Source organism: Prevotella sp. oral taxon 313, assembly GCF_003043935.1.
GTDB lineage: Bacteria > Bacteroidota > Bacteroidia > Bacteroidales > Bacteroidaceae > Prevotella > Prevotella jejuni.
This window is the reverse complement of record NZ_PYXE01000001.1, coordinates 640764-656145: the sequence shown is the minus strand read 5'-3', so window position 1 is coordinate 656145 and position 15382 is coordinate 640764. Positions and strand designations below refer to the sequence as shown.

8 protein-coding genes are annotated in these 15382 nt (G+C 48.1%); 6 read left to right on the top strand and 2 right to left on the bottom strand.

Translation table 11 applies throughout. The annotated features are described in order from the left end of the window. Positions 1-1046: 1046 nt before the first annotated feature. Positions 1047-2057, bottom strand: coding sequence for a glycosyltransferase family 2 protein (locus AXF23_RS02625; RefSeq protein ID WP_107624196.1), 1011 nt, complete (start codon positions 2055-2057; stop codon positions 1047-1049). After that, positions 2044-3549, bottom strand: coding sequence for an oligosaccharide flippase family protein (locus tag AXF23_RS02620; RefSeq protein WP_107625773.1), 1506 nt, complete (start codon positions 3547-3549; stop codon positions 2044-2046). Before AXF23_RS02620 ends, AXF23_RS02625 begins: the two co-directional genes overlap by 14 nt. 57 nt (positions 3550-3606) lie before the next feature. Here AXF23_RS02620 and AXF23_RS02615 point away from each other — a divergent pair, with 57 nt between their 5' ends. The 6 genes from AXF23_RS02615 (at position 3607) to AXF23_RS02565 (ending at position 15084) form a co-directional block, all read left to right on the top strand. Further along, on the top strand, positions 3607-4500 hold the full coding sequence (locus tag AXF23_RS02615; protein WP_107624195.1) for a glycosyltransferase family 2 protein: 894 nt from the start codon (positions 3607-3609) through the stop codon (positions 4498-4500). After that, a complete protein-coding gene (locus AXF23_RS02610; protein ID WP_199222154.1) occupies positions 4452-5435 on the top strand; it encodes a glycosyltransferase family 2 protein in 984 nt (327 codons plus the stop codon). Before AXF23_RS02615 ends, AXF23_RS02610 begins: the two co-directional genes overlap by 49 nt. A gap of 142 nt (positions 5436-5577) precedes the next feature. Continuing rightward, positions 5578-6672 carry a glycosyltransferase family protein gene (locus tag AXF23_RS02605; RefSeq protein WP_107624194.1) on the top strand — a complete coding sequence of 365 codons (1095 nt, stop codon included), beginning with the start codon at positions 5578-5580 and terminating at the stop codon, positions 6670-6672. A 3761-nt stretch (positions 6673-10433) separates the two neighbouring features. Then, entirely contained in the window at positions 10434-11114 is a 681-nt protein-coding gene (locus AXF23_RS02575; RefSeq protein ID WP_107624192.1) for a hypothetical protein, read from the top strand. After that, a complete protein-coding gene (locus AXF23_RS02570; RefSeq protein ID WP_107624191.1) occupies positions 11111-13063 on the top strand; it encodes a hypothetical protein in 1953 nt (650 codons plus the stop codon). The genes AXF23_RS02575 and AXF23_RS02570 overlap by 4 nt, the downstream gene beginning before the upstream one ends. 962 nt (positions 13064-14025) lie before the next feature. Continuing rightward, a complete protein-coding gene (locus AXF23_RS02565) occupies positions 14026-15084 on the top strand; it encodes a hypothetical protein (RefSeq protein WP_107624190.1) in 1059 nt (352 codons plus the stop codon). Positions 15085-15382 lie beyond the last annotated feature (298 nt).

Here is a 15382-nt window from a genome sequence, read left to right as displayed (position 1 = left end):
TCAACACTTTCTCTTTTCAGTCTTATTGATAGTCGACTCACACATCGGCTTGCGATGAAGAGATAAACGTCTTATTCAAATAGCACTGTTCTCACTGCCAATATTATCTGAAATGTTCTGTGCTATCTGTCGGCCGCAAGACCTCTGTGGAATGCTGTGTGTTCTGTTCATCTGTGTTTTTCTGTGAGAGAAAAAAAGTCCTCAGTGAGAGACATAATACTAACCATATAAACAGGAAATGTAAAGATATTTCGCAGACTATTCCCTTCTCTTTTCGAGAAAAGGCCGAGTTTGAAACAAGAAGAGGCACTTCTACTTTCGAGAACATGCCCTTCTTGCGTCAAGAAGGGCGTCATCTACAAGCAAGAAGGGCATATACTTGAACGTAAAACTTAACACACTGATTTCTTGTGGGTTATATCCTCAGTTGTAGGCAAAGATATCTGCGTGTGTTGAGGGTGGTCAGCTTGGTGAGTTGTAAGGATTTTTTATCGTTCTACTGCGCCTCACCTCTCACAGTTTTCACCTCAGCAATAGCAGTAACGCTCTGTGTTCTCTGTACGCCGAAGGCCCTCTGTGGGCTTGAAACGTGCGCAAAAAGGCTCCGTTAACTCTGTGGGCTCTGTGAGAGAAAAAACTACCCAAGAACTCTCAAGCGCCCTTTCTCTTACAGTGAGTGCGTTCTATTTCTCACAGAAGAACACAGAAGAACAGATTTCACAAAGGCCCACAGAGACATTAAGTCAACCGATTTCACAGAACCTTACAGCCACCTTTAGCTATAACGTTCTGTGATATCTGTATGCCGGAGGCCTTCTGTGAGTTCGAAACGGCGCGCAAAAAGGCTCTGTTAACTCTGTGAGCTCTGTGAGAGAAAAAAATCCCCAGCGTGAAAGAAAGAACTCCCCAGCGATTTGTTTGTGTGACATCTCATAGCGAGGGTGCGCTCTATTTCTCACAGAAGAACACAGAAAAACAGAACATACAAAGGTGCACAGAGACATTAAGTCAACCGATAACACAGAGCGTTACAGCCAACAGGAACCTCACCTACTCTCCTTATTCCTCCCAACAAGCGCGCGGAGGGTGAAGTAGAGCTCTTCTTGAAGACGAAAGAGGAGCCATGAGGAGCGGTGGGAGAGCCATGAGGGACGAAAGGGGATATAGCCGAACTTGCGGCGGAGGGACGGACTCACCTGCTGAAGATGGATGGTTTGCCAGACGTGGCGCATGATTGACAAGGCTTCTTGGCGGTCGGTGGACGAGAGCTCATGCCGATGAAGATAATAGAAGAGGTATAACCCCACTAAATTCTGCCATCTCATCGTCTCATAACAACGGAGGTTGGCTTCGGAGGTACCCATGGCGACAAGCTGACAACGCATACGCTCGTTGGCTAAGAGATAGTCGAAACGACGCACACTGACCCTGTGTGTGGTAGAAGAAGAGTGCTGCCGATAGTAGTAAACACCCTCGCAGACCGCTACCTTACGGGATTTTAGATAATGAATACGTGTTATGTTCTCGTCACTATACGTCCGTAGGGCATCGTCGTAAGGATAGGCATGGTGGATAGCTGCCCTGATGGCATAGACTCCATGTATCTTCCATGTAAGGCTATCGACAAATGCTCTCTCACCCGACAGGGCCTCGAAAGGGGGCATGGGATAGGTTTTCTCGCTCCCATCAGCATAGTGGAGGACAACCTGAAAGAGTACGCTATCCACCTCGTCGGTGAAGGTCTTGCAAACAGACTCAAGTGCATTGGGACCCAACCAGTCGTCGCTATCCACAAAGCAGATAAACTCGCCCGAAGCGTTCGACAGTGCCACGTTGCGAGCAAAGGCTATCCCATGGTTCTCATCGAGGGCAAACACCTTCACACGAGTGTCTCTTTCGGCATAGTCTCGTAGGATGGCAAGGGAGTTATCGGTTGATGAGTCGTCGACACAAAGCACCTCTATGTCGTGCAAAGTCTGCCCTAAGAGGGAGTCAAGGCATTGCGGCAAGTAGGCAGCCGAGTTATAAACGGCAACGAGAATACTAATCTTTGGCATGGCGAGTAAACTTATTTTTCACCTTATTAATCAAAGCGTTCCACAGTCCCGACTTCGATCTCAACACACGAAGGGAGACTATCGTACTGATGAGGCACAACGTTAGGGCTGCTCCCCAGCGTAGACTGTCATGTTCAGAACGTACACAAAAGAAGACGAGGAGGCCAATAGTCATCTGAATGAGCGTATAGACCACCACGGAAGACGACAGTCGATAGTCGTAACGTACGTACGTATAGCCGTAGACACAGCCGAGATTGAGCACTCCTGCCGCTGCTACGCCTAATCCAGCACCGAAGAGTTGTCCCTTCCAGAAGCCGAGTAGCACGAGAGAAACAAGTAGGAGGTCATACAGACCCTCTAAGATTAGATAAGAACGGGAGTCGCCCTTGGCCAAAGGGATATACTCTACGGGTAGGCGAATGGCCCGTACATACATCGCCAGGACCAACACCTGTGCCATACCGAGGGCTGGGAGGAACTTATCAGAATAAAGGAAGAGAATCAACTGGGGCAAGAACAAGAGGAAAAAAGACAGTAGAGGCGAGATGAGCAAAAGCGTCACTTCTATCTGACGGTTGACGATCTGGTTGAAAGTGAACCGTAAGCTATTTGCACCAGAGAGCCGAGGAAAGTAGTCGGTCTCCATCGCTGAGAACACCATACCAGCATAAACCATCGTCATCATGAACCCTGCATTATAGAAGCCAACGGTCGACAGGTCGGCTACATTGTTCAGATAACTACGTATGATCAGCTCGGCTCCAGAGCCTAAGATGCCTGCGAGGACGAAAGCTGTGCCCAGACGTATCATGCCCCAACCCTTGTCTAATAGCGACTTACGCAAGGAGACGTGTGGAGGATAGAGCCGATAGGACACGACAATGGTTAGGAGTAGTTGCACCAAGGCCATCAACACCAACGAAGGGACAATGGCTGTGTCGCCGAAAAGATAGTAGAGTGGGACGGTTAGAACCAAGGCTGCGAGGACGTTATAGACCGAGATAGCCGCTAAAGCACCCAACTTACGGATGCCTTTAAGGATGGCCAGTTCGCCTCCCGCCAATGCTGTCAGTGCAACACAAGGCGAGAGCAGTACGAAATGAAGCGTGTGGCCGTCCCATGAGAAGGTGTAACGGCTTAGCAGCGGACTGAGGGCTATGCAGATAAAAAGACCTAACAAGGCCGTCAGCAAGCTCCATGAGCGCACGACAGCGATGTCGGTCGTCAGCTTCTCCTCGTCGCCCTTGTCGTAATCCTCAGCCAGATTGCGCACAGCACTCATAGGGATACCGAAGTTCGTAGCGTCGCCTATGAGTCTTGTTGACGAGTTAAAGAGAGAGATAAGACCGACTCCCTGCGGTCCAAGTAACATTGCAACGCACTTGTTACGGACGATACCAATCAGCACATTCAGCACCTGTACACCACCAAAGAGGCTGATGTACTTTAAGATATGTAGGTAGCTGTCAGTATTAGAGGCTTTTTTCATCATAATAACTAACGCATTTCAAAGTTTTTTATTATTTTTGCATCAAACTATTATCACATGAGTCTATCTATTATCATACCTATCTATAACGTTGAAGACACGCTTCGTCGCTGCTTGAGGAGTGTGTTGGCTCAGATAGACAACAGGATGGAGGTGGTGCTCATTGATGATGGTTCGACGGACGCTTCACGGCTGATTGCAGAGGAGATGACGGCCGACAGGGCGAACTGTAAGCTTATCTGCCAGACAAATAGGGGTCTTTCGGCGGCAAGAAACGCAGGGATAGACGTGGCTACAAGCGACTATCTTACCTTTGTCGACTCTGATGACTTCGTTGCCGAGGGTACCTATACGGCCTTGTTGGCTGTGTTAGCTGCTCACCCCGACTACGACATCCTTGAATATCCTGCCTTGCTGCACTATGGATGTGCGTCGAAAGAACGCTTGCTGACCTTCGACGATACACCAGTCGACTCTGTTCGCGACTATTGGCTACGAGGTGGTCACCTCCACACCTACGCTTGTAATAAAGTTTTCCGACGTGATCTCTTTTCTGAGATACGCTTCCCTGTGGGCAAGGTGTTCGAAGATGTCTATACTTATCCTTATCTCCTGCAACGGGCAAAGGTAGTGGCAACTACCTCCGTGGGCCTGTACTATTACTGTCAGAACGACAGAGGCATCACCGCAAAGGCTGGGGGAAAGGAACTGACCGACCTCCTCAAGGCGCATCTCAAGCACCTTCATCTATGGGGAGAACTGACTCCTGCCTATTACGAGGCGTTGGTTAACATTCAGTTGGATGTCTATGAGACCACACAGGCCGCTCCCCTCCTACCCGTCCTACCCTACAAAGGAACCTTGAAACTCTTTATTCTCCACCTAATAGGATTAAAACGCTTATGTCAACTCAACCAGTTTATTCACAAAATAAGGAAGATAAGCCATTAGTAAGCTTCATTGTCACTTACTATAGCGAGTCTATTGATATACTAAGAGACTGTGTCAACAGTATTTTGGCATTGAGTCTCAATGAGACCGAACGCCAGATTATCGTCGTGGATGACGGTGCCGACTATTCGCCTATCAATGAGTTACTGGCCTTATCGGCCGACATCATCTACGTCAGACAGCCTAACCAAGGATTAGGACAGGCCCGAAACACGGGATTGGCCTTGGCTGAAGGCAGCTTTGTTCAGTTCGTTGATGGCGACGATATGTTGCTGACAAGCACCTACGAGCAGTGCCTTGACATCATTAGATACCAAGAGGCCGACATGATTCTGTTTGAGTCTACGGATAAGACGACGGTCAAACCGCTCGCTGACGCACAGGGTCCGGTTAGTGGAACGGAGTATATGACACACAACAATATACACGGCTCGGTATGTACGCTCCTCTTTCATAAGGACATACTACACGACCTTCGCTTCCCGAAGGGTACGCTCCATGAGGATGAAGAGTTTACCCCACAACTCATGCTACGTGCTGAAAACATCTACACAACCCATAACAAGGCTTATTACTACCGTAAACGCGAGGGCTCAATCATGCACAGACGTGACAGACGGTGGCGCATCAGACGCCTTGCTGACGCCGAACAGGTTATCTACCGACTACAAGAAGGGGTGGACCACCTCCCTGTTAAGGAGCGTATCGCTATGGAACGACGCATCGCACAACTGTCAATGGACTTGATCTACAATGTCATCACGCTCACACATGACGAGACTCATCTCAACCATGTACTCCAACGTCTCTCGCAGCACGGACTCTTCCCGCTGCCTGACAAGGATTATACAAGTAAGTATAAATGGTTTAGAAGAATGACGAACAGTAGTTTCGGACGTAGATTACTACTAATGACTTTACGTCTGAAACGGTAATTTTTATCTACGAGAAGGGGACTGACTGTCTTACACCTGTCCTATCCCAAGACATCTGTGATGGCCTAATAAGAACACATGGACAGGACGATCTAAAAAGCAACTAACCCCTTCTCCCTCAGCGAAAGAACATCCACAACGAATGAGAATACTCCTCTTAGGCGAATATAGTAACGTACACAACACACTGGCACAGGGTCTGCGCCAATTAGGACACACGGTGACTGTGGTCTCGAATGGCGACTTCTGGAAGAACTACCCACGTGACATCGATGTAGCCCGACCCTCTGGTCGACTCGGTGGACTGCGCCTATTGGCTAAAATCTATACCTTGCTGCCACGCCTGCGAGGCTATGATGTCGTACAGTTCATCAACCCTATGTTCTTTGAACTTAAAGCCGAACGCCTCAGCTCGATATTCCGTTATCTGAAGAAGCATAATAAGAAGCTGATACTCTGTGGTTTCGGAATGGATTACTATTGGGTAGATACGTGCTCGACGACGATGCCCTTGCGGTATAGCGACTTTAATATCGGTAGCAGACTGCGCCAGAACGAGGAGGCTAAGGCCGAGCGCAAGGACTGGATCGGTACGGAGAAGGAACGGCTTAACATACTGATGGCGAATGAGTGTGACGCTATCGTGACAGGACTCTACGAATACTGGCGATGCTACGAACCGCATTTCCCGAAGAAGACGGTCTTTATCCCCTTCCCTATCGTGGTGGGTGAGAGGCCCAACATACCCGACACACCACCAGACCGACTAAACCTCTTCATCGGAATTAGTAAGAGTCGGTCGGCTTATAAAGGTACAGATATCATGCTGCGAGCGGCCGAGACGGTGAAAGAACGGTATCCTGACAAACTCAACCTTAAGCTTGTAACGGGCTTACCCTTTGATGAATACGTGCGAACGATGCTGGGCTCGGATGCTATCATGGACCAGCTCTACAGCTACACGCCCTCGATGAATCCCTTAGAGGCGATGGCCCACGGTATTATCTGTATCGGTGGCGGCGAACCAGAGAACTATGCTATCCTCAACGAGACCGCCCTCCACCCCATCATCAACGTCCTCCCCACCTACGAGAGTTGCGTAGAAGAACTCACAAAGCTGGTCAACAACCTCTCTCTCGTCCCCTCTCTCCGCCGCCAAAGCTATGAGTATGTCCGCAAGCACCACGACTTTATCAAGGTGGCCCAAGCCTATATCGAATTGTATAGGGGGTTGTGAGGGAAGAGGGAGAAGTTTGCCTCACCCCCAACCCCTCTCCGAATGGAGAGGGGAGTAGTATGTGGAGTTACCCCTATTGGGCTGCTTGCATACTTCGTAAAGGTTTTTCTCTTACGCTGGAGAGTTCTTTCTCTCACAGAACTCACAGATTTAACAGAACCCATTTGCGCACTATTTCGATCCCACAGAACGCCTCCGGCATACAGAGTTCACAGAGGCCTTTCAACTAAGATTAGCTGTAACGTTCTGTGATATCGGTTGACTTAATGTCTCTGTGAGATGCTGTGTGTTCCGTTCATCTGTGTTCCTCTGTGAGAAAAAGAATATTGGAAACGTGTGGGGGGAGGTTTTTCTCTCACGCTGGTGAGTTTTTTCTCTCACAGAGCACACAGAGTTCACGGAGCTTTTTGGCGCACTGTTTCGAGCCCACAGAACGCCTCCGGCATACAGAGTTCACAGAGGCCTTTCAACTAAGATTAGCTGTAACGTTCTGTGAGATCGGTTGACTTAATGTCTCTGTGAGATGCTGTGTGTTCTGTTCATCTGTGTTCCTCTGTGAGAAAAAGAATATTGGAAACGTGTGGGGGGAGGTTTTTCTCTCACGCTGGTGAGATTTTTCTCTCACAGAGCGCACAGAGTTCACGGAGCTTTTTGGCGCACGTTTCGAGCCCACAGAACGCCTCCGGCATACAGAGTTCACAGAGGCCTTTCAACTAAGATTAGCTGTAACGCTCTGTGAAATCGGTTGACTTAATGTCTCTGTGAGATGCTGTGTGTTCTGTTCATCTGTGTTTTTCTGTGAGAAATAGAACGCACCCTCCATGTGAGAAAGAACGCTTGAGATTCGCTGGGGAGTATTATCTCTCACAGAGAACACGGAGGTCACGGAGGTTTTAAGTGCACTTATTCATTCGTGGAAAGTTTTTTCTCTCACAGAACTCACAGATTTAACAGAACTTTTTGGCGCACAGTTTCGATACCACAGAAGGCCTCCGGCATACAGAGAATACAGAGGCCTTTCAACTAAGATTAGCTGTAACGTTCTGTGATATCGGTTGACTTAATGTCTCTGTGAGATGCTGTGTGTTCTGTTCATCTGTGTTTTTCTGTGAGAAATAGAACGCACCCTCCATGTGAGAAAGAACGCTTGAGATTCGCTGGGGAATATTATCTCTCACAGAGAACACGGAGGTCACAGAGGTTTTAAGTGCACTTATTCATTCGTGGAAAGTATTTTCTCTCACAGAACTCACAGATTTAACAGAGCATTATTGCGCACTGTTTCGATACCACAGAACGCCTCCGGCATACAGAGTTCACAGAGGCCTTTCAACTAAGATTCGCTGTAACGCTCTGTGATATCGGTTGACTTAATGTCTCTGTGAGATGCTATGTGTTCTGTTCATCTGTGTTTTTCTGTGAGAAAAAAAACGCACTTGAGAGTCGTGGGGAGTCATTTCTTTTATGCTGGATATTTCTTTCTCTCACAGAACTCACAGATTTAACAGAGCACATTTACGCACTATTTCGATCCCACAGAACGCCTCCGGCATACAGATATCACAGAGGCCTCACCCCCAGCCCCTCTCCGAATGGAGAGGGGAGTAGTATGTGAGGTTACCCCTATTAGCCTGCTAATGATAGGAGATGGGCTGCTAAAGATTTGGAGGACATATAGGGGTATCTCGGTAATCACTCCCCTCTCCATTCGGAGAGGGGCTGGGGGTGAGGCCTCTGTTGGCTGTAAGGTTCTGTGAAATCGGTTGACTTAATGTCTCTGTGGAATGCAGTGTATTCTGTTCATCTGTGTAAATCTGTGAGAAATAGAACGCACCCTCGTTACGAGATGAGACGCATGTAACTCGCTGGGGAGATTTTTCTCTCACAGAGCGCACAGAGTTCACGGAGCTTTTTGGCGCACGTTTCGAGCCCACAGAACGCCTCCGGCATACAGAGCGCACAGAGCGTTTCAGCTAAAGATGGCTGTAAGGTTCTGTGATATCTGTATGCCGGAGGCCTTCTGTGGAATGCTGTGTGTTCTGTTCTTCTGTGTTTTTCTGTGAGAAAAAGAACGCACTTGAGAGTCGTGGGGAGTCATTTCTTTTATGCTGGATATTTCTTTCTCTCACAGAGCGCACAGAGTTCACGGAGCTTTTTGGCGCACTGTTTCGAGCCCACAGAAGGCCTCCGGCATACAGAGAACACAGAGCGTTACTGCCAAAGAAGGGTGTTGGGTGATGGATGTTGGGTGTTAATGATTAGGCAAAGAGGTATCAGGGTAAATCTACGTTCCCATCACGACGCAAGCAGCGAAGGAGGGGTAACCTCGGTGATCACTCCCCTCTCCATTCGGAGAGGGGCTGGGGGTGAGGCTTCCAGAAGGCCTCCGGCATACAGAGAACACAGAGCGTTACTGCTGAAGGTTGGGTGAAAATTGGGAAAGAGGAGAATTTATAGAGTAATAAAAAATCATTACATTGTAGAAAAAGAAACATCCTCTAAATAAGAGTATAACATACTTTGCGATTGCTTTTATAACCGTCACGAAATCAACACCTTACGTTTTACATTCAAGTATATGCCCTTCTTGCTCGTAGAAGACGCCCTTCTTGTGGCAAGAAGAGCATGTTCTCGAACGTAGAAAAGCCTCTTCTTGTAGCATACTCGGCCTTTTCTCGATTGTAGAAGGGAACAGTCTGTGAAATATCTTGACATTTCCTGTTTGCATGGTTAGTGTTCCTACTAATGGTGGCCCCTCCCCCGTCCCCAGCTGGCCCCTCCCCCGTCCCCTCCCCAAAAGGGAGGGGCGTAATCACCGAGATACCCCTATGAGGAAGAGGCCCCTCCCCCGTCCCCTCCCCAAAAGGGAGGGGCGTAATCACCGAGATACCCCTATGGCTAATCATCAACACCTAACAACTATCACCCAACACCCTTCTTTAGCTAATCATCAACACCTAACAACTATCACCCAACACCCTTCTTTAGCAGTAACGCTCTGTGTTCTCTGTATGCCGGAGGCCTTCTGTGGGCTCGAAACTGTGCGCAAAAAGGCTCAGTGAACTCTGTGCGCTCTGTGAGAGAAAAACCTCCCCAAGAACTGTGTTAGCAGCCTAATAGGGGTAACCTCACATATCACGCCCCTCCCTGCGGGGGAGGGGTTGGGGGAGGGGCCACTATCTTGTGGGCTCGAAACTGTGCGCCAAAAAGCTCTGTTAACTCTGTGGGCTCTGTGAGAGAAAAACCTCCCCAACGAGTTACAAGCGTCTCATCTCATAGAGAGGGTGCGTTCTATCTCTCACAGAAGAACACAGATGAACAGAACACACAGCATTCCACAGAGACATTAAGTCAACCGATTTCACAGAACCTTACAGCCAACGTTAGCTAATCATCAACACCTAACACTCAACACTCAGCACCCGTCTTTAGCTGTAACGCTCTGTGAACTCTGTATGCCGAAGGCACTCTGTGGGTCAGAGGCCCCTCCCCCTTCCCCTCCCCCAAAGGGAGGGGCGTAATCACCGAGATACCCCTATAAAAAGGATGTAGGCTTCGTTATGTTCTTTGTTGGCAGGCTTATAGGGGTAACCTCACATTTCACTCCCCTCCCTATGGGGGAGGGGTCGGGGGAGGGGCCAGCTGGTGTAGAGTGTTGAGCCACCTAGTGTAGAGTCTTGCTCACTCTTCTTTTTTCCCTCCCCTCCCTTGCTTTTTAAGAAAATAAACCGTATATTTGCGGAGAAACTACCATTAGCAAGATGCAGAGACAGCAATGTGAAGGACAGAAAGGACGGACGTGGAGCTGGGAACTAACGATTATAATGCTGATACAACTTGTCTCGGCAGGGCTCTACGGACTGATATTTATATTAATGTATGACGCCATCCACCTGCGATGGGGACTGGGTTACGTACTGTTATGGACTGCCCTACTGTCGCCCTTCGCCCTCATGATTGCCGCACGAAAGAGTAGATGGAAACTGTATATACGTCTTTACAGTGCACTGATGGCCTTTGCGCTGTGGCTAATGTCCGTTTTCTGTCAACTCTTGGGGGCCGACATCTTTCTCCCAGCCACCTGTTACTGTAAGGACGGAGACTACCTCGTAAGACGAACGTACGATTTCTTCGACAATAAAAAGATAGGGGTTTATAAAGTGGAGGGCCTGACGGAGAGGCTACAGTCTACTTATAGCTATGCGAGTCTCGACTCTATAAAGGTGTACGAGTCGCTGAATGCCATCGCCTTCTACTGTTCGCCTCACATTGAGAAAGGCCCCTTTGGCAACAATCACATTGGTCCTATCCGTGTACTCGAACAGCTCACTGACGACCCGTTAGACTCGGTTCAGATGAAAAGAGTGGAACAACTTGCCCGCAGACGCAACCTTAAAATCGGCCTCTCACTGGTAGATTACTTAGAAGAAAACATACAATGATGAACTATCCCGCACTTAAACAACATGCTTACCTCGTAGTGACTCTCCTCGCTCTAACCCTCCTTGGCAGTAGCTTCAGGGGTGGGGTGACCGACAGGGACGACTTGCCCGATAGTATTCGGATGGCCGTTGACTCACTAAACAAGTTTGGACTCTTTGCACAAACTTACCGACTGGGGACGAATGGGACGCCGTCTGCACAATATGACTATGCTGATTGGCTCAGACGAAACGCCACTGCCGACCAGTTGGCGACGATTGCTAAGACTGGCTCAAGCCCTGTCACACGCCTTTGGGCACTCAGATTGCTATTGGAGGAACCTCATCCACAAGTGGTCGACGTGCTGAAAGCGGCTGTCAATGACACCACTGAGACGCAAGAAGGATATGGCTGTCTCTACTCAAACATGCCGTTCAACCTCGCTGCCTTTAAGAACTATTACTTCGATCAGGAGAATGTTCAGACGAAGGAGACGCAGGAGGCGATAGACAGTATGGCTTTCTTTGATTTTATGAGGCGTTATGACTATGACACAGAGATACTCGAACAGCTTGAACCGAAGCCGAACTACTATGCTGCTGCTGCCGAAGCTGCTGACAGTGGACGGGTGGGTATCTTGCCGTTCTTGGTTAAGTATAAGAATCCTAACGACCGTCAGCGTATCAACAGACTGCTTATGGCCGACTTTGAAAAGGAGGGGGAGGTGTCTGCAATGTGCTGTAATGCTGTCGAGACATGGGGCAAGCCCGACTTTGAGGACTATGCTAAGCATGTTTGCCAGGCTGTTATCGGTAAGCCAAAAGACTATAACGCAGACTTTTATCTGCCTCTTCTCTTCCGTTACCCAGCACCTTGGAGCTATCAACTCATCGAGAACGTACTCGCAGGAAAGGACCGATACAGTGACATCGAGGACTATAAGGAATACATGAAAAGTCGAGCTGACGAGGGTGAGGTGCCTCCTCTCTTCCAATCACTATACGACAGATACATGCAAAAAAGGCGTAGTGTCAGAAGTGGAAGACCACAGACGGAGGAGTCGCGGAGGGTTCTTAAGATGGCTGTTGACGCCTTAAACAAAGAGAGCTACTTTGCCGAAAGCGAGAAGAAGGGCATTGACCCTGCCTATAGACTCGAACAGTTTGACTACGCAGACTCGATATACTACAACGCTACTACCGACCAACTGGTAGCGTTAGCCACATCGAGTCCATCGCATATCACACGCCTCTGGGCCTTACGGTTCCTATCAGAAGAACCTAACAAACATGTGCTTGGCATACTGAGAAGGGCTATCAACGACACAACAAGCGTCTGGCTGATGTCGAGAATGGGAGTATATGAGGTAGAACCATACAACCGCTTGGCCTTTCGATACTATAATGAAGCCAGCACAAATTGGCCAGAAGAGATGCAGACACCTATCGACAATTTGTTGTTCTTCGTCTACATGAAGCGATATGGGTATAGGGGCGGCCTCCTTGGTTGCCTTCGTCCGCTCAAGCTCTACCACCCCACCATTATTAAAGAGGCCGATAAGGGAAACACAGACGTGTTGACATTCCTCCTTCGATACAAGAATCCAAACGACATAGGCCGTATCAACAAACTACTGAGGCTCGACTTGAAGAAGAAGGGGAAGCAGACTGACATGGCTTACATGCTTCAGACCATCTGGAAGAAGCCCGACTTTGAATGGTATGTGAAGACTATCTGTCTTGCAGCCGACAAGGATAAGGGGTTGTACTATGACCCTCGTTACATCTCTCTCATGTGGGACTATCCCGCACCTTGGAGTTATCATCTATTCGAGAAGATACTCTCTGGGAACGACCCCCTCACCATCAAGGATGTTGTAATGAACGTCCTAAGAGAGAAAGCAGAACAGAATGCGGTCCCAACTGCCTTCCGCCCCCTCATTGATAAGTATGGGGAGAAGGAGAGATGAGGGACCTCCCCCAGCCCCTCCGAAGGAGGGGAGCCCCCAACAGGACATAGTTTGATATGGTTGGAAAAACTCTTCTTCCTACTTTCATCACGTTATCTATTAAAGACCCCCACCTTATTTATTAAAGTCCCTCACGTTATTTATTAAAGACCCTCACACTATCTGTTCAACATCTCCACCTTATTTATTAAAGTCCCTCACGTTATCTGTTCAACATCCCCACCTTATTTATTAAAGTCCCTCACGTTATCTATTCAATATCCCCACGTTATCTGTTCAACATCACCAGCTTATTTATTAAAGTCCCCCACGTTATCTGTTCAATATCCCCACCTTATCTGTTCAACATCTCCACCTTATTTATTATATAGTTATACTCCTTCAACATTTGTCATTATGTCATTCTGTCTTCAAAAAAACATCTGTCTCCATCTGTCACTATGTTATTCTGTCTTAAAGAAAACATCTGTCTCCATTTGTCATTATGTTATGCTGTCTTAAAGAAAACATCTGTCTCCATCTGTCACTATGTTATTATGTCTTAAAGAAAACATCTGTCTCTTTTTGTCATTATGTCATTCTGTCTTAAAAAGAATATCTGTCTCTTTTTGTCATTATGTCATTATGTCTTAAAGAAAACATCTGTCTCTCATCGTCACTATGTTATTCTGTCTTAAAGAAAACATCTGTCTCTCATCGTCATTATGTCATTCTGTCTTAAAGAAAACATCTGTCTACATCTGTCATTATGTTATTCTGTCTTGAAAAGAATATCTGTCTCCCATCGTCACTATGTTATTCTGTCTTAAAGAAAACATCTGTCACCATCGTCACTATGTTATTCTGTCTTCAAAATAAACCCCATCTGTTAAATATGTCTTACTCTGTTACCCTGTCTCCCATACCCTGTCTCCATCTGTCACTATGTTATTATGTCTTCTAAACATCCCCTTCTGTTAAATATGTCTTACTTTGTTACCCTGTCTCCCATACCCTGTCTCCATCTTTCCACGGGTTATTCTGTCTTCAAGAGGGCTGCCCACGCTATCCTGTCGTTGCTCCTTTTGGCTCTTTTTGTCGGTAGCCATAGCGCTTGTGCACGACCATCTGCACAGCTGTCTGACACCGCCAAGATAGCTCTTGACTCCCTCCACCGCTGCCGTTACATGGCTCTTTCACGAGGGATAGGCGTCGCTGGCACACCATCCAAGCAATTTGTCTATGCCAACCAACTAAGTCGTCACACCACAACCGACCAGTTAGTCGACATTGCCAACACCGACACATCCCACATAGCACGCCTGTGGGCCTTCCGAGTCCTACTCTATAAGGGTGATAACCAAGCACTTGACGTATTGAGACAGGCATTTAGCGACACGACACACGTAGACTTCATGTCTGGTTGCTGCGGCTACGACGAACCCTATAACCGTGCTGCTATCATCGTCTACGGCTACGACCACAGCCAGCTCAAGCTCTCCGCCCCCCTACGTAACGCCCTCGATAGCCTCATCTTCTTCGACTACTCGAAGCCACAAGGGTTTGCTGACGGGTTGGTAATAGACTTCAAACCCAAAAAGACCTACTATCCCACGGTTGTTGAGCAGGCCGACAAAGGCAACGATGCCGTCCTTCCTCTCCTCGCAAAGTATAAGAATCCGAACGACCGCGAGCGTATGAACAGGTTGCTAAAAGCCAATATGAAACGAGAGGGAATGGCCAGCGACGCAGGATGTGAGGCCGTCACCACATGGAACGACCCCTCTTTTGAGTGGTATGCCAAGTCTGCCTGCCATGCCGCCCTCAGTCAGCAAGACGCCTACGTAGGTGGTATCCTCCCCTTGCTATGGGCCTATCCCTCCCCATGGAGCCTTCAGCTCTTCCAAAAGATACTCTCCCCAACAGCCGACTCCTTCAACCGAGAAGCAGCCATAGAGTTCCTCTCACAACAAGCCAAGACCCACCCCATTCCCCCCACCTTCCGTCCCCTGTATGAGAGATATGTGAGGGGAAGGAGGTAACGCTCCGTTTCGTAAGTCGAAGTTTACGAGCTTTCGCTATATTCATGGCATTTTTGAGGAATCAAGTGATAGGACTTGATTAATAAAAAAGAGGTTCTATCTAAGAACTTTATAGTCACCTCTCCTGATGAGATGACACACAAACAACTCGCTGCAGAGTTTTATCTCTCACAGAGCGCACAGAGGCCTCACCCCCAACCCCTCTCCGAATGGAGAGGGGAGTAGTATGTGAGGTTACCCCTACTGGGCTGCTTACACATGTCATAGAGTTTTTTCTCTCACAGAACACACAGATTTA

Bases quoted from the DNA above. Each gene is read 5' to 3' on its own strand.
- AXF23_RS02625 (WP_107624196.1), bottom strand. From the start codon at position 2,057: ATGCCAAAGATTAGTATTCTCGTTGCCGTTTATAACTCGGCTGCCTAC.
- AXF23_RS02620 (WP_107625773.1), bottom strand. From the start codon at position 3,549: ATGAAAAAAGCCTCTAATACTGACAGCTACCTACATATCTTAAAGTAC.
- AXF23_RS02615 (WP_107624195.1), top strand. From the start codon at position 3,607: ATGAGTCTATCTATTATCATACCTATCTATAACGTTGAAGACACGCTT.
- AXF23_RS02610 (WP_199222154.1), top strand. From the start codon at position 4,452: ATGTCAACTCAACCAGTTTATTCACAAAATAAGGAAGATAAGCCATTA.
- AXF23_RS02605 (WP_107624194.1), top strand. From the start codon at position 5,578: ATGAGAATACTCCTCTTAGGCGAATATAGTAACGTACACAACACACTG.
- AXF23_RS02575 (WP_107624192.1), top strand. From the start codon at position 10,434: ATGCAGAGACAGCAATGTGAAGGACAGAAAGGACGGACGTGGAGCTGG.
- AXF23_RS02570 (WP_107624191.1), top strand. From the start codon at position 11,111: ATGATGAACTATCCCGCACTTAAACAACATGCTTACCTCGTAGTGACT.
- AXF23_RS02565 (WP_107624190.1), top strand. From the start codon at position 14,026: ATGTCTTACTTTGTTACCCTGTCTCCCATACCCTGTCTCCATCTTTCC.